This window comes from Streptomyces sp. NPDC057682, from assembly GCF_042799575.1.
Taxonomy (GTDB): Bacteria; Actinomycetota; Actinomycetes; order Streptomycetales; family Streptomycetaceae; genus Streptomyces.
Genome location: NZ_JBHVIN010000020.1, coordinates 68,123 through 89,667, shown reverse-complemented (window position 1 = coordinate 89,667; position 21,545 = coordinate 68,123). Strand labels below are relative to the sequence as shown.

Sequence of the window (21,545 nt, the reverse complement as noted above, 5' to 3'; positions counted from 1 at the left end):
CCCATCTCCTCACTCACGCCCGCACTGGGCCGTATCACCTTCTCTCTCCGCACACCCAGCAGGGTTCCCAGAACGGCACCAAGAAGAATTCCGGTCACCGTTGTCGCTCCGCGTCACAGAGGCGTTTCAGCGTGTGTGGCGTTCAGGTGTATGGCCTCCAGCCTCAGCCGTCGCTTTCGGCGTTCGTCGTCACAGCGGTGCCGCCGGAGCGATTGCATAGGATCCCCCGCATGACACTGCGACCCGTCCTGGTGAACATGAAGGCATGCGATGACTCGGCTGTCGGACGGTTCTGGGCGGAGGCGCTCGGCTGGAGCGTCAGCGGGGAGGGATCGGGCGCGACCGCTGCCAAACCCGCCGGCTTCGACTGGCTGGACCCGGTCGGCGTATGCATCGACGTCGTCGCCGTGCCGGAGGCCAAGACGGCGACGAAGAACCGTGTGCACGTCGATCTCGCCACCAACTCCCTGGCCCACCAGGCAGAGTTGGTCGCGCACCTGAAGGCTCTCGGTGCGACGCCCGCCGACGTGGGTCAGGGCGAGGTGCCGTGGACGGTCCTCGCTGATCCGGAGGGCAACGAGTTCTGCGTACTGGAGCCCCGGGACGCCTACCGCGACACCGGGCCGATCGCCCGGGTGGTGGTCGACTGCGCGGATCCGCGGGCCATGGCGCGGTTCTGGGACGAGGCGGTGGACTGGGCCCTGCACGAGGTGACGGACGACCACGCGGTGTGGCGGTCGGCCACGGGCGTGGGCCCGTATCTGGAGTTCCGCCGCTCGACCGATGTGAAGACCGTGCCGGACCGCGTCCACCTCGACGTGGTGCCGGAGCCCGGTGACGACAAGGAGGCGGAGGTCGCCCGGCTTCGGGCGCTCGGCGCCGCCGACCTCGATGTCGGCCAGGGCGACGTCCCGTGGACGTGCCTCACGGACCCGGAGGGGCACGAGTTCTGCGTCCTCGCCCGTTCGTCCTGACCCGGAGTGGTGACCTCGTAAGGGCTGGGTGCGGGTGCGTCGTTCCCTCACTCCTATACTCGGGCGCGTTCACGAAGGGGGAGGTCGAAACGGTGAAGCTTGCCGAGGCACTGGCCGAGCGGGCGGCGGCGACGCGTCGCGTGGAGCAGTTGCGCGCCCGCATCGTCGGCAGCGCGCGGTACCAGGAGGGGGAGACGCCCGCCGAGGACGCCGCACAGTTGCTGGCCGAGTCAGGCGAGGTGCTCAGCACACTGGAGACGCTGATCCGGCGGATCAACCGGACCAACGCCACCGTGGAGCTCGAATCCGGCGGCACGCTCACCGACGCACTCGCCCGCCGGGACGTCCTGCGGCTGCGCCACTCCGTCGTCACGGCGGCGGCGGACGCGGCGGCGGGCAGCGGCGGGCGAGGACACGGGCGGCAGCTCCGGTCCGAGCTGATGATGCTGGCCGCGCTTCCGGTCGCGGAGCTGCGGGGTCGGGCCGATGTCCTCGCGCGGGAGATCCGCGAGGTCGACGTGCTGATCCAGCGCACGAACTGGGAAGTGGACCTGCTGGACTGACGGCCCGGCAGGCGCACACGATGTGGAGCAGGTAGCCGCTTCGGAGGCGTGCACAAGCCGAGGGCCGGCGGTCTTTCCGGTCCACTCCTGGCGCGTGGAGAGCAGCGCGGGGTTCGACTCCCCACCAACAGTGCAGCTCAGCACGGCGTACAGGTAAAGGTGCACATCGCACAGCACATCACCATGTGCAGATCCGAAGCGGTGAGGGCGGGTTCGGGGCTTTCCACATCACAGGGCGGTGCGGTACGCCGGGCACGCCGCGGCACCCTGGCCAGCGGCGGGCCGAGCGCAACGGGGGTACAGGCATGGCTGATCCGCACATCATGCTGAACCAGCTCGCGCAGGGCCTTCGGCCGATGTCGCAGGGCGTCGCATGGTTCGAGAGCCTCAACACCGAGGAGCGGTCCAGCACCCTGGTCCTCCTCGCCCACTACTGCGTCCAGGCCCGCGCCACCGCCGAGGACGCGCCGGAGAGCATCCGCCGTTCCGGCCTCCGCGCCACGCACACACCGGCGGTCCTGCTCGTACGAGGCCGGATCGACCAGCAACTCCGGAAGATCACCGCCCTCACCCCGCACGACGACCGCCTCAAGGCATTCCGGCTGCTCATCGCGGTGCTGGCCGTCGCCGACGAACGCCGGCGGGAACGCTTCTGCGCCGACGGCTGCGGCCATGCGTGGCATCGGCTCGCGACGCCCCCACAGGAACGTCCGCACGAACGTCCGCAGGAACCTCCACAGGAACCACCGCACGAACCCGCGTCGGAACGCTGACCCGATCAAGGCCTTCGCCTCGCTCCGGATCTTCAGGCAGCGGATGCCAGCACGTAGGCTCGGCCCCATGGACGCACCCTTATCGTTCCTGGCCCCCGCAGGCTGCGTCGCCGCAGGCGTGGCCGCCGTCGCCTTCCTCGCCGACCGGATCCTGCTGGCGATGGAGGCGCGCGGCTGGGTCTACTGGCGCAAGACCAAGGGTCTGTCGTCGATCGGCGTCGACCTCTTCCAGGAGAGCGCCCCGGGGAGCCAGGCGGTCAAAAAGGCCATGGAGCAGGAGCGCGTACGCAAGAACGTGCGCCCCGCCGAGGACCCGCCGTTTCAGGTGAACCTGGACTCCGGCGTCGTACGCATCCGACACGGCAAGGGCGGCAGGGACGGCGGAGCGGCCAGGAGCGGCCGGGGGGCCGAGATCGCCGAGATCGCCGAAGGCCGGTCGGCCGATGCCGAGTCCGGTACGGGTACGGGTGCCGGGACGGGCCCCGGTTCCGGTACCTGTCCCGCGCGGACCGAGTAGGCCCGCCCCCTCCCTCCGACGTCGTCGCGCCCCGGACGCACGCCGCGTTGTCGGTGGTGCCTGCCAGGCTGTCCGTCGTGGACGAACTCGTGGAGCGTGTCGACGATCGGGACCGGACGACGGGGACGGCCGTCAGCCGCCGCCGGGCCGTCCGCGAAGGATGGCTGCACCGGGTCGCCGTAACAATCTGCCGCGATGCGCGAGGTCGCCTGGCACGGCTGGCTGACCGAGCCGGAGCTGCGGTCGGCCCTGGCGGAGTGGCCCTTCACGCCGGACAGCCATGAGGTGTTCGGCCGGTACGTCGCGTTCGTGGCCGAGGAGTCCTCCTGAAGGGCGCCCCCGTCTGGGGTACCGAGAGGTCCGCCGATGCCCTCCTGTCGCCGACCGGTTCTCGTACGATGCGGGGCCATGACTTCCGCGTCGGGACTCACCATGCCGGGCCAGGTTCGGTCCGTGGCCGTACAGGATCCGTCCGGCCCGCTGTACGTGACCAGTTACGGCGCGAACGCCCTGGAGACCGTCGTGACGATGGTCCACGTCAGGGGATCCGTGTCATGGCACCGGTCGTACCCCGGCACTGGACGGCCCCAGTCCCGCTTGTCCGCGGACGGGACGCTCTGGGTCGCGTACCCGCAAGGGACCGGGCGGGTCCTGGAGGGCGTACTCCCCGACGGATCCACTGACCGAACCGTCGTCCCGGAGTGCGAGGCCGGCGAGGAGATCGGCGCGTTCGTGGTGCTGGACGACGGTTTCTGCATCGCGTGGGCCGGTGCTTCACCCATGCTGCGGCGCATGCAGGGCATCGCGTCCACCCCACCGCCGCCTCGCGTCGCCCGGTACACACGGGAGGGACAGTGCCTGTGGTCGACGCCGGTCACGCTCGGTGCGGTCTCGCATCCGGGTGTCATGGGGATGAGCAGGCAGACCGGCTGGGAGACACGGCCGTTGCGGCCCTGGGTCCCGGAGGAAACCAGCGTCGATCACTGGGAGCCCCTGCTGGTCTCCGGGGACCGGGCCGCGGCCAGTTTCACCGACGCGCATGGTGGGCTCGGGAGAACCTTCTTCCTGGACCTGGTCAGTGGTGCGATCGTCTCGGCCACCGAGCCCACACCCATGGGACGAAAGGCGATCGCCGGTCCGGGCGCGTTCCTGATCGGGTCTCAGGGATATGGGGAGTTCACCACACGCCGCTACGACCGGAGCGGCAGCGAATCGGACCGGTGGGCCAGCCACGGCGCGATGCTCGTCAACGACCGGGGGACCGTATGCGGCCCCGAACTGGAGAACAGCCTGCCGTCCACATCGCGCTTCCGGCAACTTGCCCCGGACGCCGTCCTCATAGACGGGCCTCCGCTGTCCGGCTACTACACGTCCTCTCCGGCGATGGACCGGGCGGGCACCACCGTGTTCTGGCGCGACGGCACGCTCCTCACCGTCGACGCGGACCTGACTCCGTGCGAGTTGTACGCGACGGACGACAGCAGGAACATCATGGGGCGCACCCTGCTCCTGGACGACGGCCTCGTCGTCGTCCCGCTGGACAGTGAGGTAGTCGTGTTCCGAACCCCTCTGGGCCCCTTGGCCGAGGGACCCTGGCCGTGCGGCGACGCGAACCTTCGGGGCAACCCCGTGGTCCGCTGACGCAGGTGGGCTCCCTGGCTTCGGTGACGCCAACGAACAGCAGATGCGCGCTACTTCGGGCGGAATCGAAGCACTCTCGTCTCGCGAACGAAGCAGCCTCTCGGCATTCCCGTACTCAGCCCACCGCCCCCATCAACGCGACGACATACGCGTGCAGCCGCTCCCCCACCGCCCGCTCCGTCAGCTCCGACCGCCCCGCCTCGCGCCACACCCGCGAGATGATCCCCACCTCCTCGGACGCGGCGAGGGCGTCCCGGACCTGCCAGTAGCGGCGCTGGGCCCGGGTCGGGGCGAGGGTTCCGCCGGCCGACTCGTACGCGTCGGGGAAGCGGAGGCCCCAGGTGGGGCCGTGGAGGAGGGCGAGGACGGTGGAGCAGTGGGCGACGTCGAGGTCGGAGGGGCCCCAGGAGGCGCCGGCCCAGTCGATGACGCCGGTGATGCGGGCGGAAGGGGTGAGGGCGGTGGCGCTGTCGAAAAGGATGTTGCCGGGCTGGAAGTCGCGGTGCAGGAAGCGCCCTTGGTACGGGGGTCGGGGTGTCCGGATCGCGTCGGCGGCGGCGGACCAGACCGCGCGGTCGGCGTGCTGCGGGATCACGGCGGTGTCGGGGGTCGAGAGGGCGACGTACTCCGGGGGCCGTTCGGTGGGGCGCAGGGCGTGGACGGCCACGAGGTGGCGGGCCAGGAGGGGGAGGCGGGTCGGGATGCCCGCGTCGTCGAGGACCGTGCGGCCCTCCAGGCGGGTCATCAGGAGGGACGGGTACGCGCAGTGCGCGGCCGTGGGGTCGGCGGCGACCAGGGCGGGGGCGGGCACGCCGGTTCCCGGGAGCAGGGTCAGGGCGGCGGCCTCCCTGTTCAGGGCGGACTCGGCGTCGCGGAGGTAGAACGGGTCGACGTAGCTCCTCAGGACCAGGTCCCGGGTGCCGCCGTCCCGGGCGGCGATGGTCAGTCTCCGTACGTCGGCGGTCACGCCGCCGTGCAGCGGCTCGGTCCGGACGACGCGTTCGCCCGCTTCCAGGTGGCGGCTCACCCAGGCGAGGGTCTGCGGGCGGAGGGGCGCGGTCGCGTCGTGGCTCGTCACCGGGGAAGCTCATCATCCGGGCGGGGGCCGGGGCGAGGCATTTGCGCGGAGCGCGGCGGGTGAGGCACGGAGGGTGGAGCGGCGGGACTGGGGGACGGCCGGACGGCGGAACGGCAGGACCCGGAGACGGCGGAACCGTGGGGCGGCCGGACCGTGCATCCGCAGCGGGTTGACCTTCCCCTTGGGGCAGCCCACAGCATCGGTGGTGCCGGGCGGCGTGCCCGGTACGAGGAAGGACGGGCATGGAGTTGCTGACGATCGGGGCGTTCGCGAAGGCGTCCCGGCTCTCGCCGAAGGCCTTGCGCCTCTACGACGAACTCGGCCTGCTGCCCCCGGCCCGCGTCCACCCGGTGACGGGCTACCGGCTCTACGCACCGGAACAACTGGACGCGGCCCGGCTGGTCGCCTGGCTCCGGCGGCTGGGCATGCCCCTGGCCCTGATCCGGCACGTACGGACCCTGGACGCCGCCGAGGCGGCCCGGGAAGTCCGCGCGTACTGGGCCCGGGTCGAGGCCGACACCGCCGCACGGCGGGATCTGGCCACCTTCCTCGTCGACCATCTGTCCGGGAAGGAACCCGCCATGTCCTCGACCACCGCACCCCTGGAGATCCGCTGCGCCGCCCTGTCCGACCGGGGCCTGATCCGCGAGAGCAACCAGGACACCGCCTACGCCGGGACCCGGCTGCTCGCCGTCGCCGACGGCTGGGGCGACCGGGGAGCCCCCGTCGGGGCGGCCGCCGTCGACGCGCTCAAGCACCTCGAAGCCGACGGCATCCCCGCCGGGGGCCTCCTCAACGCCCTGGAGGACGTCGTCGAGGAGGCCCGCCGGGCCGTCCGCGACGCCGCCGTCACGGGTACGTCCCCGGCCGGGTCCGGCACCCGCACGTCCCCCGCCGAATCCGGCAGCACCGATACGCCCGCCACCGAATCCGGCACCACGCTCACGGCCATGCTCTGGACCGGCTCGCAACTGGGCCTCGTCCACATCGGCGACTCGCGCGTCTACCTCCTGCGCGACGGGAACCTCTCCCAGATCACCCATGACCACACCATGGTCCAGTCGATGATCGACGAGGGCCGGCTCACCCCGGAGGAGGCCGCCTCCCACCCCCAGCGCTCCCTCCTGGTCCGGGCCCTGGGCGCGGAGACCGGCTCCGCCCCCGACCTGCGCCTCCACGACGCCCGGAGCGGCGACCGCTATCTCCTCTGCTCCGACGGCCTCTCCACCGTCGTCCCCGCCCCCGACCTCCACCGCGTCCTCACCACGGCCACCACCCCCGACCGGGCCGTTCGCGACCTCGTCGCCCTCGCCAACGGCTCAGGCGGCCCCGACAACATCAGCTGTGTCGTGGCCGATGTCGTGGAGGCCGACCGGTAGCACCCCCCGGCGGGCCGCGATCAGGGGGCCGGGGTGAACACGTCGTCGGAGGTGGTGGCGGTCACGGCGCGCCTCAGCCACTGGTCCAGCTGGTGGGAGTCGGTGCAGGTGGTAACCCTCCGGCGGTGTTCGCCGGTGAGGGCTACGCCACGGGCGTCGAGGACGAGAAGGAGGCTGAGGGCCTGGCCTTGGGCTCGGCCCTGGGCTCGGCCCTGGGCTCGGCCCTGGGCTCGGCCCGCCTCGCGAATCTCCTCGGACATGAAGGACTTGTAGAAAGAGATGTCCACGGCCACCAGCCTCCTCGGCGCTTCCCCGCCTGCGGCTGATCAGTCCTCCGCGAGGACGTCCTCGGAGCTGGTGGCGGTCACGGCGCGCCTCACCCACTGGCTCAGCCGCTGCGGGTCGGTGCAGGTGGTGATCCTCTGCCGGTCTTCCTCGCTGAGCGGGATCCCACGGGCTTCGAGGATGAGGAGGAGGCTGAGGGCCTGTCCCTGGGCCTGCCCCTCGGCACGCCCCTCAGCCCGGCCCTCGTCGCGGATTTCCTCGGACATGAAGGACTTGTAGAAAGAAGTGTCCACGGCCACCAGGTTCCTCCACTGTTGTGCGGCCGGGCGGGTCCCCAGGCCTTGTGCGGTGAGTTCGACGATGGGGTCGGTGAGGGTTTCGGGCGCGTCCCGCAGCGCGGCGGAGAGCGTTTTCAGTATGGCACCGACGTCCGGATGATCGGCGTGGGTGATGGCGGCGAGCGTGGCGAGGGCGAGGTCCTTGCGGGCCTCGGCCACGTCCCTGATCACCGGCATGTTGTGGGGTCCGGCGACGAGCGGGTTGAGGATCAGGGTCGGCCACTGGGTGAGGCCGATGGTGACGGGCCGGGCGGCCCACTGGGCGGTGGCGTGGTCCTGGCAGACGACCAGGAGGAGGACGGGCAGGGCCCCGTACCGGTTGTGGAGATAGCTGACGTAGTAGGGCCAGCTGGTGGTTTTGCGCGCGTCCTTCTTGCCCTGCGCCTCGACGGCGAGGAGGAAGGGGCCCTCGCGCTCGGTCTCGATGCGCAGGAGGGTGTCGACCCGGCGTTCGACCGGGCTGTTCTCGGTGAGGTCGGTCGGCAGGACCGTGGCGGACGTGGGCGGCGGGATGTCGATCCCGAGGACTTCGGAGACGCCGGAGAAGAGGCCCGGGTACTCCTGGAAGATCCGGTGCATCGCTTCGTGGGGTGAGCTGACCATGTGGGTCCGTTCCGGGAGGGGATGTCGCTGTCAGGCGGCGGTCGCGTGCGGGTCCGGGGACGAGTGGGTACGGCATGCACGGCAGAGGCCCGGTTCCCTGGCCCGGAACGCGCGGTCGCAGCCGTCGCAGTTCTGGAGGGGAATGACGAGGACCCTGCGCTGCGGTGGCGGCGCGAGATCCGCGCTGCCGGGGAGCGGCGGTGGCAGCAGCGCGGTGATGCGGCTGCGCACGAACTTCGACGGGTACGCGACCGGCACCGGGAGATCGCTCGTCAGCGCCCGGCGGATCACGTCCGGATGCCCGTCCCGTTCCAGCCATGCCGCCACGCCCGGCGCCAGCTCCTCGATCTCCCGCTCCGTCAGGCTGAGTTGAGGCGCGTGCCGCCGCAGGTCCGCCAGCACCGCCGTTGCGGTCCGGTACAGCTCCGGCGTCGGCGTCAGGGGCTGGGGAAGCGGGCGGGGCTGCCGCCTGGGGGCCGTCGGGGCGGGTACGTGGACGGCGGGCGGGGCGGCGGGGCGGGGCTGCGGGTCCGGCTGGGGCTCGGGTTCCGGCTGGGGCTCGGGTTCCGGCTGGGGCTCGGGTTCCGGCTGGGGCTCGGGTTCCGGCTGGGGCTCGGGCGAGGGTGCCAGCGGCCGTTCCGGCTGCGGCTCCGGATGCGGCCCCTGCTGGGCTTCCGGCCGAGGGCACGGAAGCGAACGCGATCGGGGCCGGAGTGCCGTGGCCATCGGGCCCGTCGTACGCGGCCGGTTGTACGACACCGTCCGGGTGACCACGCGCCCATCGGGCAGACGTACGCGGCTCCGGTGCAGATACCCCTTGCCCTCCAGCTCGCGCAGCGCCTCCGCGATCCGCGCCTCGCCCTCCGGGAAGCGGGCGGCCAGCGACTTGATGCCGACCTGGGCCCCGGCGGGCAGCGACTGGATGTGGGCGGCGAGCCCGATGGCCAGCAGCGAGAGTTCGCGGTGCTGGGCGAGGTGGTTGCCGATGACCGTGAAGCCGGTCGTGTGGCGGGCGTTGACGTGGATGACGCCGGACGTCGGCGAGACGTGCGGGGGCTGAGGGCCGGGAGGGCCCTGCTGGGCGCGCGGAGGCGCGATAACCTGCTGGGAATCCATGGGGAAGCTGTTCTCTTCTTCGTGGTCAGGCCCTGGCCGGGATTCTCATTCCCGTCCGGGGCCGCTCAAGTTCTGGGGTTGTCGCGGCGAGCATATGCCAGCCAACCGGTACGAAATCCAGCTCAGTTGGCAGGGTTCACCCGCGCGAGTGATGCAGGTCAGGACGGGGCGGGGTCGGGTTTGGTGAGGTTGTTTCCCAAGTTCTTCAAAAGCCTTCAGACGTCGTGGCCGACCACGTCGCGGTACGCCGGAACACGGCGCACCGGGTCGTGGCCGCCCACGACCCGGTGAAGCCGGTCAGCGTACGAGGTCGAGTTCCGCCCAGATCGTCTTGCGCGGCACCGGCCCCCGGACCACACCCCACCGGTCGGCCAGCGCCTCGACGACGAGCAGCCCCCGCCCGCGTTCCGCCAGAGGATCGGGAACGGCCACGGCGGGCAGGCTGTCGCCCCGCGTATCGGTCACCTCGATGCGCAGCCGCGTCTCCGTGACCAGGGCCAGGCGCAGTTGGAAGTCCCGCCCCGACACCCGGCCGTGAAGCGCCGCGTTGGCGGCCAGCTCCGCGACCACCTGCGCGGCCGTCGCGGAGGGCTGCCCCCAGAGATCGAGATGGGCCACGGCCAGGAGCCTGGCGAGCCGGGCCCCGCGCCGGGTCGGGGAGAGCAGCACGGTGAACGTGCGCTCTGCGGTGGACTGTTGAAGCGTGGCGGTTTGTTGGTTCACATCACTCAGCGTGGCCGCCGCCGCATACCGTGCCCAGTGACACAGCCCTTGCGTACGGCGATTGTCCCGGGCTTGTCCAGCGCTGTCCCGGCTGTCCGGAGTGACCTGCGGGGAACAGACGCGGTTGAGGAACACCAGCACACGCACGGTCGGGAATGGGGCACGGATGAGTGTGGACGGGGCCGGTACGGAGCAGGTCAACGGCATTGCGGACGAACCCGGATGGGACGTCGACCCCGACGACGAGTCCGGCGTCGCCGTCGTCGCCGCCGTCGGCCGCCAGATCAAGGCCTGGCGCGAAGCGGCCGGCCTCCGCGCCGGTGAGTTCGGCGCGCTGATCGGGTACGGGGAGGACCTGGTCTACAAGGTCGAGGGCGGCCGGCGGATCCCCCGGCCGGAGTTCCTGGACAAGGTGGACGAGATCTGTGGGGCGGGCGGGAAGATCGCGGCGATGAAGGCGGACGTGGCGGCCGTTCGGTACCCGAAGAAGGTACGGGACCTGGCGAACCTTGAGAATCGTGCGGCCGAGATGGGGATGTACAGCAACCACAACATTCACGGGCTGCTACAGACACCGGATTACGCAAGGGCACTGTTCGAGATGAGGCGGCCCTCGTACTCTCACGATGAAGTGGAACGAGTGCTGGCCGCACGCATGGCCAGGCAGACGATCTTCGAAAGGTCCCCGGCTCCCGCGCTCAGCTTCGTCCAGGAAGAAGTGACGCTCCGCCGTCCCATCGGAGGGCGAATGGTGCTACGTCGACAACTGGAACGGCTCTTGGAGATCGGCCAGTTGAGGAACGTGGAGATTCAGGTGATGCCCACCGATCGCGAGGATCACGCAGGAATGGCCGGCGTCATCGAAGTGCTGAAGTTCGAGGACGGCACTGCGGTGGGGCGGTCGGACGGCGCCTTCGCCGGGCGCCCGGTCTCCGATCTGAAGCGTCTCAGGATCCTTGAGTTGCGCTATGGGATGATCCGGGCCCAGGCTCTTACGCCACGAGAGTCGCTGGCCTTCATTGAGCAACTGCTGGGAGAGACATGATGCGCAAGACCACTACCGGGGACGCCTCCGCACTGGAGTGGTTCAAGAGCAGCTACAGCAGCAGCAGCGAGGGAGACTCCTGCATCGAGGTGGCGGCCTCGGCCCAGGCCGTGCACGTCCGTGACTCAAAGGTCGTGCGGGGACCGCAGCTCGCCTTCGGCGAGGACGTGTGGGCGGGGTTCGTCTCGTACGCCGCCGGGCACTGATCTCGTACGTACGTGCACGCCCGTCGGTGTCCGGCATCGACGGGCCACGGTTCGCCAAGCTCACACAAGGGGAACGCGAACGTGACTGTCGAGGTCTCTGCCGAGAACGTCTCGGGGCTGGACTGGCGCAAGAGCAGCTACAGCAGCAACGGAAACGAGGGCGACTGCGTCGAAGTCGCCTCTGCGTCACGCGCAGTACGCGTACGCGACTCAAAGAGTCTGCACGGCCCCCTGCTCGTCTTCGGCCAGCGGGCCTGGACCGGATTCGTCTCGTACGCCGCCGGACACTAGCCCTGCATGGGAGCGACATGAGCCACGGAACCTCTCCCCCGAGCGCCCACCGGCTGAACTGGTTCAAGAGCAGCTACAGCAGCAGCGGCGACGGCAACGACTGCATCGAGGTCGCCGCCGCCCCCGGGGCGGTGCACGTCCGGGATTCCAAGGATGTGCCGGGACCACGGCTCGCCTTCGGCGAGACCGCCTGGGCCGGGTTCGTGTCGTACGCCGCCGGGCACTGAGCCCGTAGGCGGCCCGCCCCCGGGCGCGGAAAGTCGATGGAATCCCGCCCCGCCGCACGCCAGACTCCCCCGCGTGACGATTCACGAGAACGAGATTCCGGTCGACGAGGCACTGGTCCGGGCGCTGCTGAAGGCGCAGCGGCCGGAGTGGGCGGAGTTGCCGTTGAGGCGGGCGGGGGCGGGGACGGACAACAACATGTTCCGGCTCGGGGACGAGCTGCTGGTGCGGGTTCCGCGTACGGCTGAGCACGCGCCGACGCTGGTGAAGGAACGCGAGTGGCTGCCCCGGCTGGGGGCGGCTCTGTCGTGGCCGATTCCGGAGCCGGTGCATGCCGGAACGCCGACGGAGGGCTTTCCGCTCGTGTGGTCGGTGTACCGGTGGATCGAGGGGGATCCCGTCGGGCCGGAGACGGTACGCGACTGGGGGGTCTTCGGGGCCGATCTGGCGGCCTTCGTCGGGGAGTTGCACGGGACGCGGCTGATGGGCGCGAGCCGTACGGACGGGCTCAGCTGGTACCGAGGGGGACGGCCGGCCGAGAGCGACGCGTATGTCGGTCCGGCGTTCGAGGCGTGCCGGCCGCTCGTGGGGGACGAGCTGGACGTGGACGCCCTGGAGGGGATGTGGCGGGACGGGCTCGCGCTGCCCGATTCCGGCGCCGGACCCGTATGGCTGCACGGCGACCTCAGGGCGGCCAATCTCCTGGCGCGGGACGGGCGGTTCCACGCGGTCATCGACTTCGGCGGGCTGTCGATCGGGCTTCCGGACGCCGAGCACGCCGCCGTGTGGGATCTGCCGCCGGAGGCCCGCCAGGCGTACTGGGAGGCGCTGGACCTCGACGAGGGGACCTGGACGCGTGCCCGCGCCTGGGCTGTCGCGGTGGCCGTCCTCGGGATCCCGTACTACTGGACGACGTACCCGGCGTTCGTCACCGAGTGCCGGGCGCGGCTGAGCGCCGTTCTCGCCGCACCTCGTTCACTCCGCTGAGCCGTCCCGGCCGCCGGGAACGTGCGGCGAGAATTCAGGACGGTACGAACGGGTGCCTCATGGGGTCCGTCTCCAGAATTCCGGGAAACACGGAAGCGGCCTTTGCTGTATACGCGTACGCGTAAAACGTGAGCGCATGCATGAACGGGCAAAGGCCGCTGTGCCACTGATCCGCGAATCAGGTGATCGTCAAGTCCGTGCTGCCGCAGGTCGACGTCCACACATCCCGGGCGCCGTATTCACCGATGCATGCCTCGTAATACACGTACGTCCCCTCGGGGAGCGCGTAATTGCAGTCCTCGTAGCCGTTGTTGGCGCCGTCCGAGTCCCAGCAGTAGTGGTACTGGGAATTCGGGCCGGTCTGCCGCCACCGCCCGACCGCAGAGTGACCGTCCGCAGCCGAGTCGACCACCCTGAAGTGCTCTCCCAGAGAGAAGAACTTGGCCTGGGAGGAGTAGGTGGTGTCGAACATCCACCCTCCCTCCGTGACGGCCGACGCGCTTCCGGACATGCCCACGCCGATCACAAAGGCCCCGGTCACAGCGACCAGACCCCTGGCCGCGTTGCGGAATGCCTGACCCATCAGATCCCCTTTCCCGGCCGCCCCGCCGCCGTCGATCGACGCATTTCACCGGGCCGCCTCTTCCCCCCGTCCACCGTCAGGCAGGAAATGAACCTGCGGTGATCTTGAAGGCGTGGCCGACACGTTAACCGAAGGCGCAGGCGCCCGACGAGCAACCGGAACCGGTCCTTCACACAACCGGTGCATGGGTCACGTTTCCCTTACCGCACCCTCTCATTCGTCCCTCTCCCCATCGATGCAACGGGAATGTCCGGGGCCTGGACGATGAACTCCGAACCGTTCCGAACCCTGCCCTTCATCGCGCCTACGGCGGGACGATCCACCCGATCGCCGCCCCATTCGGAACAGAGCGAACCCCAACGCGTCTCCTCGCTGGCGGCGCCACTCCGGCCGTGCTCCTATCTCCGTATCCAGGAACATTCCGGCGTCGGAGGATGAATTGAGAAGGAAACACACAGCCCTGCTGCGGGGCACGGCCCTGCCCGTGCTCACCGCCGCCCTGCTGATGGGCGGGTTGGCGACCCAGGCGGTGGCCGGAGGAGACGACGGCCACGGCGGGGACGGCGGAAGCGGCACCTGCAAGAAGACCTGCCCGCACGGAAAGCCCGGACCGCCCGGACCGCCCGGACCGGAGGGACCCGCCGGACCGCAGGGTCCGGCCGGACCGCAGGGTCCGGCCGGACCGGAAGGCCCCGCAGGACCTCAGGGCCCCGCCGGACCGGAAGGACCCGCAGGGCCCGAGGGACCCGCCGGTCCTGTCGGTGCTGACGGCCCCGCCGGACCCCAGGGACCCGCCGGACCGGATGGACCTGCCGGACCCGAAGGCCCCGCCGGACCCGAAGGCCCCGCCGGGCCCGAAGGGCCCCCCGGCCCTCCCGGGCCCACCCTGCCCACCGAGATCGTCGAGGAGACCTACGCCCTGGTCCCCGGCCTGAACACGGGGACGGCCACCTGTCCGGAGGGGACCACCCTGACCGGTGGCGGGATGAAGACGCCTCTCGGTGGCAACAACCTCACGGCCCAGACGTACGAGTCGTACCCGTCCGGCGACAACACCTGGACGCTGTCCTTCAACAACTCGGCCTCCACCACGGGCTCGTACGTCGTCTACGCCGTCTGCCTCCCCGTGACGCCGACGAACTGACCGCGTTCTAACCTGGCCGGATGATCGACAGCGAGGACATCCGGCCGGGGGACGTGCTGTCGGTCTCCTGCCCGTTCACCCCCACCGAGGTCGTACGCGGCATCGGGGCCGGGCCCGCCCGCGACCACCTGTCGGTCCGGTGGCCCTGGTGGGAGATCGACGAGAGCCGGACGTACGGGCACTGGAACGGGGTCGTCGCCCTCGGCGTCGCGAACAACGACGGGTACGTCCCGCCCGAGGCGGACGCCGAGTTGTTCCGCACGGACCCGCCGCCCGAGGCACTGGTGGCGGGCGACCGCTGCCGGGTCGGGATACCGCCGACCGTGGTGCACGTGACGAGCGTCGAGCGGCACGATCCCCCGCTGGAGACGGTCTGGCTGCCGCGCCCCACGCGGACGGTGACCGTACTGCGGCGGGGCCTGTCGTACCGCGAGTACCCCGACGGCAGCCATCTCGACGGCTCGGGGTACACACTGCATCCCGGAGACGGCATCCCGTACGCCTTCGAGCTGGTGCTCCGTCCGTACGCCGACCTGCTCGCGGGGGACGAGGTCGCCGACGCGGCCGGGCGGGCCTGGCGGTTCGACGGGCCGTGGGACTGGACCGCCTTCGACGGCGACTCGTACGGCGCGGCCCCCGTCTGGCCGCTCACCCTCCTCGCACGCGCGGGCGCGCCCCGCTCCCCGGAGGACCCGGAGGCGCGGGCCGTGGCGGCGGGCACGGCGAACGGTTCGCACGAGGAGACGGTGCGGGCGTGGACGGCCCTGACGGGGGCGTCGCCGACGCCGTGACGTTCGCCCCGCCGGACTACCGCCCGGCCTCCCGGCCCTCCACGCGCCGCGCCACGAACACGAACTCCCTGCCCGGCCGGTCGGGCGCGTCCCGTACGTCCTCGACCTCGTAGCCCAGCTCCTCCAGCTCCGCCGCCACCTCCTCGCGCTCGCGGAAGCGAAGGGTGGAGTCGGAGGTCAGTACGGCTCCGTCCGCGCCGAAGACGTACGTCCAACGGAAGGTCACCAGCGGCCCGTTGACGTCCAGAAGGTCCACCCAGCTCTCGACCGCGCCGGCCCCGGGGACGTCCGTCACGGTGTACGAGGCGGCCCGGTTCCACTCCTCCCAGGCGCGGGCGGCCGGGTCGCGGGTCTCGAATACCAGATGCCCGCCGGGGCGCAGGGCCGCGTGGGCGGCGCGCAGGGTGCCGCGCCAGACGGGCGGGGCGGCGAGGGCCTGGGCGACGTTCGCCGTCATGGTCACCAGGTCGACGCGCAGGGGCGGCAGGGCCGTCGCGTCGCCGTCGATCCACCGGACCCGCTCGGCGCCGGGCTTGCCGCGCGCCACGTCGACGGAGGCCCGCGCGGGGTCCACGCCGACCACCTCGATCCCCCGCCCGGCCAGCAGCAGCGCGAACACCCCCGTGCCGCAGCCGATGTCCAGCACCCGCCGCGCCCCGAACTCCTCCGCGATCCGCACATACGCGTCGAGATCACCCCGGTCGGGCTCCAGCGCGTCATAGACGGCCGCCAGACGCGGATCCCCGAAACACTCGTCAGCCATGCGGACGAGGGTAGGGGCGCTGCCGACCGCGTACGACGTCAACTGCCCCTCGGGCAGCGCATACTGCTCTCACAACAACTCTTTCGAAACAACTGTTGTACGTCTACGCTCGTCGCCCATGGCCGCCTCCTCCTCGCCCTCCTCCTCGCCCTCCCCCTCGCCCGCACCCGACCCCGACGTCCGCCTCGACACCGCCCGGCTCCGGGTCCTCGCCCATCCGATGCGCCTGAACGTCCTGGCGTTGCTGCGCCTGCGCGGCCCCGCCACCGCGACCCGGGTCGCCGAGGCGCTGGACATCACCCCCGGCTCCGCCAGCTACCACCTCCGACGCCTCGCGGCGGGCGGGCTCATCGCGGAGGTTCCGGAGCGGGGCGCGGGCCGCGAGCGGTGGTGGCGGGCCGTGCACCGGCAGTCGGTGCACGAGCCTGCGGAGGAGTCCGTGGAGCAGGGGGCGGCCGGGCGGGCGTACGCGCAGGCGGTCGCGCAGGCCGCCGCCGAACGGCTGCGGAGGGCCGCCGACGAGGTGCCCGCCCTTCCGCCGGAGTGGTACGCGGCCGGGGTGTACGCCGACTTCGCGCTCCGGCTCGCCCCGGACGAGGTCGAACGGCTGCGCGCCGAACTCTTCGCGGTGGTCGACCGCTACCGGCGCGACCCCGCCGACGCCCCGCCCGGGGCCGCCCCCGTCACCCTCCAGATGCAGGCGTTCGCCGTACCCGGCACCACGGAGCCCGGCCCGGACAGCGCGTGACCGCGCACGGCCGGGACGCAGCCCGGCCCCCGGACCACTGCGGAGTGCACCCCACGGCCCCCGCCGGGCCCCACCCTCCCCCCGCCCACCGCGACCCCAACCTCCTGCGCTGGCTCGGGGCCTACACCGCGTCGGTCATGGGCGACGTGGTGTATTTCCTCGCGCTGTCGTGGTGCGCGACGCGGGCCGGCGGGCCCTCGCTCGCCGGGTTCGTGATCGCGGCGGGGGCGCTGCCCCGGGCGGTGCTGATGCTCGGCGGGGGCGTGGTGGCCGACCGGTTCGGGCCGCGCCGGGTCGCCGTCGTCAGTGACGCGACACGGTGCGCGGTGATCCTGGCGGCAGCCGCCGTTCTGATGCTGACCGCGCCACGCCTGTGGCTGCTGGTGCCGGTGGCGCTGCTGTTCGGGGTGGTGGACGCGGTGTTCATGCCCGCCGTCGGCGCCCTGCCACCGCGCCTCACGGCTCCCGGACAGCTCGCCCGCGTCCAGGGGATGCGCGGTCTGGCCGTCCGCCTCAGCAACGCGGTGGGCCCGGTCCTGGCGGGGGCCGTTCTGGCGGCGGGCGGTGCGGCGGGGGCCTTCGCGGCGTCCGGGGCGCTGTTCGCCCTGTCGCTGGCCCTGCTGCTCACCGTACGGACGAATGATGTGCCGGAGGGAGCGGAACCCGCCTCTCCGGCCCGGGAGTTGAGGGACGGGCTGCGTTACGTGCGCCGGCACCGGCTCCTCGCCCCGCTGGTCACCGTGATCGGTCTGAGCGAGATGTGCTTCAGCGGGCCAGTCGCCGCCGGGCTGGTGCTGCTGGCCGACGCACGCGGGTGGGGCGCGGCCGGCATGGGGTGGATCGCGGGCGCGTTCAGCGCCGGGGCGGGTGGAGGTGCGCTGCTGCCGGCCGTCGCGTCCCGGATCCCGCGCGCCGGACTGGCCGTGTCCGGGGCCCTGTTCGTCACGGCGGTGGGCACCGTGGCCCTGGGGCACAGCCGGTCCCTGGCCGCCGCCGTGGTGTGCGGTGCGGTGGTCGGGTTGTCCAGCGGGTTCACCGCGACGGTCACCGGGGCACTGGTCCAGACGGCGACCGATCCCCGCTACCTGGGCCGGGTCACCGCCGTCACCGCCCTGTGCGCGGTCGGGCTCGCCCCGGTCCTCTTCCCCGCCGTCGGCCTCACCGTGGCCGCGTGGGGCGCCGCCGCCTTCTTCACCGGCTGCGGCGCGATCTGCCTGCTCGGGGCGGTGCTCGGGGCCACCGTCACGGAGCTTCGGCGGGCCGAACTCCAGTCGCCGGACCGGTCCTTGGGTGCGGAGGCATGATCCGGGACGCCCCGCCCGTCCACCTGCTGACACCCGGGCCCAATTGCCTTGCCCGTGCGCCCGGGGGCCTTTCATCATCAGCGCATGGACGACACTCCGAGCACCCGCCCCGCCTCCCTGCCCGCCCTGCGTTCCCGGGCGCGCGACGCGGGCTTCACCATGTCCAGCGACGACCGCACGGGAAGTCTGCTGGCCGCCCTGGCCGCCGCCCGGCCGGGCGGGCGCATTCTGGAACTCGGTACGGGGGTGGGCGAGGGCAGTGCCTGGCTCCTCGACGGCATGGACGCCTCCGCCCGCCTCACCAGCGTCGAACTCGACACCGCCGTGCAGGAGGTCGCCCGCCAGGAGCTGGGCGCCGACCCCCGGGCGACCTTCGTCTCCGGCGACGGCGGCGACTGGCTGGAGAAGTACGACGACGCTCCGTTCGACCTGGTCTTCGCGGACACGTGGCCCGGCAAGTTCACCCACCTCGACCGGGCCCTCGGCCTCGTCGCCGTCGGCGGCACCTATCTGATCGACGACCTGGACCCCCAGCCCAACTGGCCGGACAGCCACCAGAAGTCCGTGGACGCGCTCCTCGTCGAACTGGAGGCCCGCGACGACTTCCGGTGCGTACGGCTGGCCTGGTCGACCGGGCTGCTGATGGCCGTCCGTACGGGGTGAGGGTGCCGGGCCGCTGATTCCCTCGCGCCGTCCGTACGGGGCGAGGGCCCCGGAATCCGGGGGCCAGGCGCCCCCGTAACTCCCTCGACAACGCGCTCGCCGGGCTGGCAGGCTCCCCGCATGACCCATGGAATCGAGACCCGTCCCGCCCGGTGAGCGCCCACGAGGAGCGCGACGCGCTCACCCCCGCGCCCGCCGCCCTGTACGACCAGGTGCGCCGGCTGCTGCACACGGCCCACGGCGGGACCCCGCCCCGGCGCGGCTTCCCGCTCTCCCCGCAACCCGCCTCCGGCGCCGAGCCGTTGCCGCACGAAGACGTCCCGCGTGTCCTCGCGGAGGTACTGACTCCGCTGCCGCGCGGCGCGGCCGAGCTGGACCGCCGCCTCGCTCCGCTCGGCCTGGACCACAGCCATCTCCCCCGGCTCCGGGCGGCCGTCGCCGCCCTGCCGCTGCCGGAAGAAGCGCCGGAAGGGCGACCTGAACAGGCAGCCGCCGCGCTGGCCCGGGAGCTGGTCCGGACCGGCACCACCGAGTCCGCCGTCGCCGTCGGGATCGCGCTCCTCGGCCGGTTCGGGGAGCCCGGGGACGTCCGGTATCTCACCGCCCTCGGGCTGTACCGGGAGTTCACCGACGGGGCGGTCCGCGCCCTCGACCGGCTGGACCGCCGCCGCGCCGCAGCCGTCTGGCTCGTCGTCCGGGCCCGCCCGGCCGAGCTGACGCCACTTGTCCACGCCCTGTGGACAGGCGATCCCGATGCCGTCCGGGAGGAACTCGGCGTGCTCTCCCCCGGTCCGCGTTTCCTCCCCGCCGAGGTCGCCCGCCGTATCGCGGAGGCCGCGTCGCTCCCGGACCTGCTGGACCGGCACCCCGACGACCCCGTTCTGCTCTCGCGTGCGGCCCGGCTCCTGGTCCGGGGCGGGTCCTCCCGCGACGGCGACACCGCACTCCTCGCCTTCCGCGACGCGCCCGCGCTGTACGAGCGGGTGGTGGCCCGCGCCGGGCTCCTGCCGCCGACGACCGAACACCACGCCACCCTGCTCTCGCTCGCCCTCGACCTGAGCAGCGGCGCCGCCGTCCTGCTCGACTGGGCACCGGGACGGCGTACCGACCTGCTGGAAGCGCTGGGGCGGGTGCTGGCGGAACCACGCTGGGCCGATGCCGCCGTCGCCGTATCGGAGTCCGGCCCCGCGAACGGCGAACAAGGGCTCCGCGCCCGCTGGATCCGCCGCACCGGCCGACGCCCCTTCGCGCTCGCCGCCGCACCGCGGGCACTCCGCATCGAGGTCGTCGCGGGCGACCCGGTGGACCGCGAGCCGGTCGAGACCCGGATCCTCGTCGACGGGCGGCCCCTCGTCCCGGCACTGTTCCCCTGGGGTCCGGCCGAGGAGCCCGAGGCGCTGCTCGACAGCCGGGCGCTCCGGGCGGGCGAGGAACCGCACGAGGTGCGGCTGGCGGAGGCGTACTGCACCGAGGGGTGCTGCGGGGCGTTGTACGTGACCGTGCGGCGGGACGGCGACGCGGTGGTGTGGGAGAACTGGCGGCGGCCGTGCACCCCGCCGCTGCCCCCGGGCGTCCCCGCCGAACGGGCCGCCCTCCGCTTCGACGCGGCGGCGTACGACGCGGAGATCGCACGGGCCGAGGCCGACACCGCCTGGTCGTGGCCCGCCCGGACCACGGGCCGGCTGATCAGGGCGGGGCTGGTGGCGCGTCCGGACCTGCTGGGCCGGTGGGACGCGCGGCGCGGCTGGATCAGCACGGGGTTCGACGATCCGGACACCACCGTCGTGACCTTCGACCACGCCCCGGGCCTCGCCGCGGGCACGCCGGACGGGATCCCGCTCCAGTTCCGCTGGATCATCCCCGACGACGGCACCCCGCCCGATACCCGGGCCGCCGCCGCCCTCGACCGTCTCGCCGCCGAGAACCCGACGACGTACGCCGACGTCTGCGGCGGCAACCGCGCCCGCGCCGAGCAGCTGGGATTCACCTGGCCCGAGGAGCTGTGATCCGGACCGCGCGACGACGCGGGCGCGTACGCCGTACCCGGCGGGCCGGACGCGTACCCGGCGACGCGGGTGCGCATGCCGTACCCGACGGGCCGGGCCCGTACCCGACGACGCGGGTGCGTACGCCGTACTCACCGGGCCGGGCCCGTACGCCTACTCCGGTGCGTCAGCTCTGCTTGATCGCGGAGATGTCGAACTCCAGGACGATCTTGTCGCCGACCAGCACCCCGCCGCCCTCCAGGGCAGCGTTCCAGGTCACGCCGAACTCCTTGCGGGAGATCGTCACGGAACCCTCCAGGCCGACCCGGAGGTTGCCGTACGGGTCGACGGCATTGCCCGTGTACTCGAAGTCGATGGAGACGGGGCGGGTGACGTCCTTGACCGTGAGGTCGCCGGTGACCCGGTAGTCGCTCTCCGACTTCGCCTCGACGGCCGTCGTACGGAAGGTGATGTCGGGGAAGTTGGGGGCGTCCAGGAAGTCGTTGGTCCTCAGGTGCTGGTCGCGCTGGTCGACGCCCGTGTCGATGCTCTCGGTCCTGATGACCACCTGAGCGGTGCTGCGCGAGGGGTCCGTGCCGTCCAGATGGGCGGTGCCCTCGAACTGGTGGAACGCGCCGCGGACCTTGGTCACCATGGCGTGGCGGGCCACGAAGCCGATCCGGGTGTGCGTGGGGTCGAGGACGTAGTCACCGGTGAGGTCGGCGAGGCCGGTGTTGGTCGTCAAGGGTTCCTCCGTGGCCGAGGTGGTGGTGGGGGGTGGGCGCACGGGACCGTCCCTGCCGGGCGGCCCCGTGGAGCG

At 72.2% G+C, this 21,545-nt stretch carries 26 protein-coding genes; 18 read left to right on the top strand and 8 right to left on the bottom strand.

The window, feature by feature from the left end; genetic code table 11:
- Nucleotides 1–230: 230 nt before the first annotated feature.
- The 6 genes from ACFVDM_RS31285 to ACFVDM_RS31260 all read left to right on the top strand — a co-directional run bounded on the left by ACFVDM_RS31285 (nucleotide 231) and on the right by ACFVDM_RS31260 (nucleotide 4,468).
- Nucleotides 231–974, top strand: a complete 744-nt coding sequence (locus ACFVDM_RS31285; RefSeq protein WP_383648241.1) for a VOC family protein — start codon at nucleotides 231–233, stop codon at nucleotides 972–974.
- Between the two features lie 92 nt (nucleotides 975–1,066).
- Nucleotides 1,067–1,537, top strand: a complete 471-nt coding sequence (locus tag ACFVDM_RS31280) for a DIP1984 family protein (RefSeq protein WP_383648239.1) — start codon at nucleotides 1,067–1,069, stop codon at nucleotides 1,535–1,537.
- 305 nt (nucleotides 1,538–1,842) lie between these two features.
- Complete coding sequence (locus ACFVDM_RS31275; RefSeq protein WP_383648237.1) at nucleotides 1,843–2,310, top strand: DUF5958 family protein; 468 nt, start codon at nucleotides 1,843–1,845, stop codon at nucleotides 2,308–2,310.
- A gap of 67 nt (nucleotides 2,311–2,377) precedes the next feature.
- Nucleotides 2,378–2,827, top strand: coding sequence for a hypothetical protein (locus ACFVDM_RS31270; protein WP_383648235.1), 450 nt, complete (start codon nucleotides 2,378–2,380; stop codon nucleotides 2,825–2,827).
- A 195-nt stretch (nucleotides 2,828–3,022) separates the two neighbouring features.
- Nucleotides 3,023–3,157, top strand: coding sequence for a hypothetical protein (locus ACFVDM_RS31265; RefSeq protein ID WP_383648233.1), 135 nt, complete (start codon nucleotides 3,023–3,025; stop codon nucleotides 3,155–3,157).
- Nucleotides 3,158–3,235: 78 nt separating this feature from the next.
- A complete protein-coding gene (locus tag ACFVDM_RS31260) occupies nucleotides 3,236–4,468 on the top strand; it encodes a hypothetical protein (protein WP_383648231.1) in 1,233 nt (410 codons plus the stop codon).
- Nucleotides 4,469–4,583: 115 nt separating this feature from the next.
- Here ACFVDM_RS31260 and ACFVDM_RS31255 read toward each other — a convergent pair whose 3' ends face one another.
- On the bottom strand, nucleotides 4,584–5,546 hold the full coding sequence (locus tag ACFVDM_RS31255; RefSeq protein WP_383648229.1) for a phosphotransferase family protein: 963 nt from the start codon (nucleotides 5,544–5,546) through the stop codon (nucleotides 4,584–4,586).
- A 242-nt stretch (nucleotides 5,547–5,788) separates the two neighbouring features.
- Between ACFVDM_RS31255 and ACFVDM_RS31250 the strand changes: the two genes are divergently transcribed.
- The gene (locus ACFVDM_RS31250) at nucleotides 5,789–6,925 is read left to right on the top strand and encodes a MerR family transcriptional regulator (RefSeq protein ID WP_383648227.1); all 1,137 of its coding nucleotides are present in this window, start codon (nucleotides 5,789–5,791) and stop codon (nucleotides 6,923–6,925) included.
- Nucleotides 6,926–6,945: 20 nt separating this feature from the next.
- On the opposite strand, the gene ACFVDM_RS31245 is transcribed toward ACFVDM_RS31250, so the two are convergent.
- The 4 genes from ACFVDM_RS31245 to ACFVDM_RS31230 all read right to left on the bottom strand — a co-directional run bounded on the left by ACFVDM_RS31245 (nucleotide 6,946) and on the right by ACFVDM_RS31230 (nucleotide 9,990).
- Entirely contained in the window at nucleotides 6,946–7,212 is a 267-nt protein-coding gene (locus tag ACFVDM_RS31245; RefSeq protein ID WP_383648225.1) for a hypothetical protein, read from the bottom strand.
- Nucleotides 7,213–7,251: 39 nt separating this feature from the next.
- Nucleotides 7,252–8,151 (bottom strand): hypothetical protein, encoded by a 900-nt coding sequence (locus tag ACFVDM_RS31240; protein WP_383648222.1) that lies wholly within the window; start codon nucleotides 8,149–8,151, stop codon nucleotides 7,252–7,254.
- 30 nt (nucleotides 8,152–8,181) lie between these two features.
- Nucleotides 8,182–9,267, bottom strand: coding sequence for a helix-turn-helix domain-containing protein (locus ACFVDM_RS31235; RefSeq protein WP_383648220.1), 1,086 nt, complete (start codon nucleotides 9,265–9,267; stop codon nucleotides 8,182–8,184).
- A 297-nt stretch (nucleotides 9,268–9,564) separates the two neighbouring features.
- A complete protein-coding gene (locus ACFVDM_RS31230; protein ID WP_383648218.1) occupies nucleotides 9,565–9,990 on the bottom strand; it encodes an ATP-binding protein in 426 nt (141 codons plus the stop codon).
- A gap of 166 nt (nucleotides 9,991–10,156) precedes the next feature.
- Between ACFVDM_RS31230 and ACFVDM_RS31225 the strand changes: the two genes are divergently transcribed.
- The 5 genes from ACFVDM_RS31225 to ACFVDM_RS31205 all read left to right on the top strand — a co-directional run bounded on the left by ACFVDM_RS31225 (nucleotide 10,157) and on the right by ACFVDM_RS31205 (nucleotide 12,744).
- Entirely contained in the window at nucleotides 10,157–11,035 is an 879-nt protein-coding gene (locus tag ACFVDM_RS31225; protein ID WP_383648216.1) for a helix-turn-helix domain-containing protein, read from the top strand.
- The gene (locus tag ACFVDM_RS31220) at nucleotides 11,032–11,241 is read left to right on the top strand and encodes a DUF397 domain-containing protein (RefSeq protein WP_383648214.1); all 210 of its coding nucleotides are present in this window, start codon (nucleotides 11,032–11,034) and stop codon (nucleotides 11,239–11,241) included. The genes ACFVDM_RS31225 and ACFVDM_RS31220 overlap by 4 nt, the downstream gene beginning before the upstream one ends.
- A gap of 81 nt (nucleotides 11,242–11,322) precedes the next feature.
- Complete coding sequence (locus ACFVDM_RS31215; protein ID WP_383648212.1) at nucleotides 11,323–11,532, top strand: DUF397 domain-containing protein; 210 nt, start codon at nucleotides 11,323–11,325, stop codon at nucleotides 11,530–11,532.
- Between the two features lie 17 nt (nucleotides 11,533–11,549).
- Nucleotides 11,550–11,759, top strand: a complete 210-nt coding sequence (locus ACFVDM_RS31210) for a DUF397 domain-containing protein (RefSeq protein WP_383648210.1) — start codon at nucleotides 11,550–11,552, stop codon at nucleotides 11,757–11,759.
- Nucleotides 11,760–11,832: 73 nt separating this feature from the next.
- Entirely contained in the window at nucleotides 11,833–12,744 is a 912-nt protein-coding gene (locus ACFVDM_RS31205) for an aminoglycoside phosphotransferase family protein (protein WP_383648208.1), read from the top strand.
- 178 nt (nucleotides 12,745–12,922) lie between these two features.
- Here ACFVDM_RS31205 and ACFVDM_RS31200 read toward each other — a convergent pair whose 3' ends face one another.
- Complete coding sequence (locus ACFVDM_RS31200) at nucleotides 12,923–13,327, bottom strand: hypothetical protein (RefSeq protein ID WP_383648206.1); 405 nt, start codon at nucleotides 13,325–13,327, stop codon at nucleotides 12,923–12,925.
- A 985-nt stretch (nucleotides 13,328–14,312) separates the two neighbouring features.
- Between ACFVDM_RS31200 and ACFVDM_RS31195 the strand changes: the two genes are divergently transcribed.
- Both ACFVDM_RS31195 and ACFVDM_RS31190 read left to right on the top strand, forming a co-directional pair.
- Nucleotides 14,313–14,471: a hypothetical protein gene (locus tag ACFVDM_RS31195; protein ID WP_383648204.1), complete on the top strand. Its 159-nt coding sequence runs from the start codon at nucleotides 14,313–14,315 to the stop codon at nucleotides 14,469–14,471.
- Between the two features lie 20 nt (nucleotides 14,472–14,491).
- The gene (locus tag ACFVDM_RS31190; RefSeq protein WP_383648202.1) at nucleotides 14,492–15,262 is read left to right on the top strand and encodes a hypothetical protein; all 771 of its coding nucleotides are present in this window, start codon (nucleotides 14,492–14,494) and stop codon (nucleotides 15,260–15,262) included.
- 16 nt (nucleotides 15,263–15,278) lie between these two features.
- On the opposite strand, the gene ACFVDM_RS31185 is transcribed toward ACFVDM_RS31190, so the two are convergent.
- Nucleotides 15,279–16,025 carry a class I SAM-dependent methyltransferase gene (locus ACFVDM_RS31185; protein ID WP_383648200.1) on the bottom strand — a complete coding sequence of 249 codons (747 nt, stop codon included), beginning with the start codon at nucleotides 16,023–16,025 and terminating at the stop codon, nucleotides 15,279–15,281.
- 118 nt (nucleotides 16,026–16,143) lie between these two features.
- On the opposite strand from ACFVDM_RS31185, the gene ACFVDM_RS31180 reads away from it, so the two are divergent.
- The 4 genes from ACFVDM_RS31180 to ACFVDM_RS31165 all read left to right on the top strand — a co-directional run bounded on the left by ACFVDM_RS31180 (nucleotide 16,144) and on the right by ACFVDM_RS31165 (nucleotide 20,746).
- Nucleotides 16,144–16,773: an ArsR/SmtB family transcription factor gene (locus ACFVDM_RS31180; RefSeq protein ID WP_383648198.1), complete on the top strand. Its 630-nt coding sequence runs from the start codon at nucleotides 16,144–16,146 to the stop codon at nucleotides 16,771–16,773.
- Between the two features lie 44 nt (nucleotides 16,774–16,817).
- Entirely contained in the window at nucleotides 16,818–18,077 is a 1,260-nt protein-coding gene (locus ACFVDM_RS31175; protein ID WP_383648196.1) for an MFS transporter, read from the top strand.
- 84 nt (nucleotides 18,078–18,161) lie between these two features.
- A complete protein-coding gene (locus ACFVDM_RS31170; protein ID WP_383648194.1) occupies nucleotides 18,162–18,740 on the top strand; it encodes an O-methyltransferase in 579 nt (192 codons plus the stop codon).
- Between the two features lie 152 nt (nucleotides 18,741–18,892).
- Nucleotides 18,893–20,746 (top strand): hypothetical protein, encoded by a 1,854-nt coding sequence (locus ACFVDM_RS31165; RefSeq protein WP_383648192.1) that lies wholly within the window; start codon nucleotides 18,893–18,895, stop codon nucleotides 20,744–20,746.
- Between the two features lie 166 nt (nucleotides 20,747–20,912).
- Here ACFVDM_RS31165 and ACFVDM_RS31160 read toward each other — a convergent pair whose 3' ends face one another.
- Complete coding sequence (locus tag ACFVDM_RS31160) at nucleotides 20,913–21,470, bottom strand: YceI family protein (protein ID WP_383648190.1); 558 nt, start codon at nucleotides 21,468–21,470, stop codon at nucleotides 20,913–20,915.
- Nucleotides 21,471–21,545 lie beyond the last annotated feature (75 nt).

What these genes read in the sequence shown, in the direction of transcription:
- ACFVDM_RS31170 (WP_383648194.1), top strand. Translation starts at nt 18,162, where the DNA reads ATGGACGACACTCCGAGCACCCGCCCCGCCTCCCTGCCCGCCCTGCGT.
- ACFVDM_RS31270 (WP_383648235.1), top strand. Translation starts at nt 2,378, where the DNA reads ATGGACGCACCCTTATCGTTCCTGGCCCCCGCAGGCTGCGTCGCCGCA.
- ACFVDM_RS31225 (WP_383648216.1), top strand. Translation starts at nt 10,157, where the DNA reads ATGAGTGTGGACGGGGCCGGTACGGAGCAGGTCAACGGCATTGCGGAC.
- ACFVDM_RS31195 (WP_383648204.1), top strand. Translation starts at nt 14,313, where the DNA reads ATGAAGACGCCTCTCGGTGGCAACAACCTCACGGCCCAGACGTACGAG.
- ACFVDM_RS31190 (WP_383648202.1), top strand. Translation starts at nt 14,492, where the DNA reads ATGATCGACAGCGAGGACATCCGGCCGGGGGACGTGCTGTCGGTCTCC.
- ACFVDM_RS31180 (WP_383648198.1), top strand. Translation starts at nt 16,144, where the DNA reads ATGGCCGCCTCCTCCTCGCCCTCCTCCTCGCCCTCCCCCTCGCCCGCA.
- ACFVDM_RS31185 (WP_383648200.1), bottom strand. Translation starts at nt 16,025, where the DNA reads ATGGCTGACGAGTGTTTCGGGGATCCGCGTCTGGCGGCCGTCTATGAC.
- ACFVDM_RS31265 (WP_383648233.1), top strand. Translation starts at nt 3,023, where the DNA reads ATGCGCGAGGTCGCCTGGCACGGCTGGCTGACCGAGCCGGAGCTGCGG.
- ACFVDM_RS31240 (WP_383648222.1), bottom strand. Translation starts at nt 8,151, where the DNA reads ATGGTCAGCTCACCCCACGAAGCGATGCACCGGATCTTCCAGGAGTAC.
- ACFVDM_RS31275 (WP_383648237.1), top strand. Translation starts at nt 1,843, where the DNA reads ATGGCTGATCCGCACATCATGCTGAACCAGCTCGCGCAGGGCCTTCGG.
- ACFVDM_RS31260 (WP_383648231.1), top strand. Translation starts at nt 3,236, where the DNA reads ATGACTTCCGCGTCGGGACTCACCATGCCGGGCCAGGTTCGGTCCGTG.
- ACFVDM_RS31235 (WP_383648220.1), bottom strand. Translation starts at nt 9,267, where the DNA reads ATGGATTCCCAGCAGGTTATCGCGCCTCCGCGCGCCCAGCAGGGCCCT.
- ACFVDM_RS31285 (WP_383648241.1), top strand. Translation starts at nt 231, where the DNA reads ATGACACTGCGACCCGTCCTGGTGAACATGAAGGCATGCGATGACTCG.
- ACFVDM_RS31220 (WP_383648214.1), top strand. Translation starts at nt 11,032, where the DNA reads ATGATGCGCAAGACCACTACCGGGGACGCCTCCGCACTGGAGTGGTTC.
- ACFVDM_RS31210 (WP_383648210.1), top strand. Translation starts at nt 11,550, where the DNA reads ATGAGCCACGGAACCTCTCCCCCGAGCGCCCACCGGCTGAACTGGTTC.
- ACFVDM_RS31200 (WP_383648206.1), bottom strand. Translation starts at nt 13,327, where the DNA reads ATGGGTCAGGCATTCCGCAACGCGGCCAGGGGTCTGGTCGCTGTGACC.
- ACFVDM_RS31250 (WP_383648227.1), top strand. Translation starts at nt 5,789, where the DNA reads ATGGAGTTGCTGACGATCGGGGCGTTCGCGAAGGCGTCCCGGCTCTCG.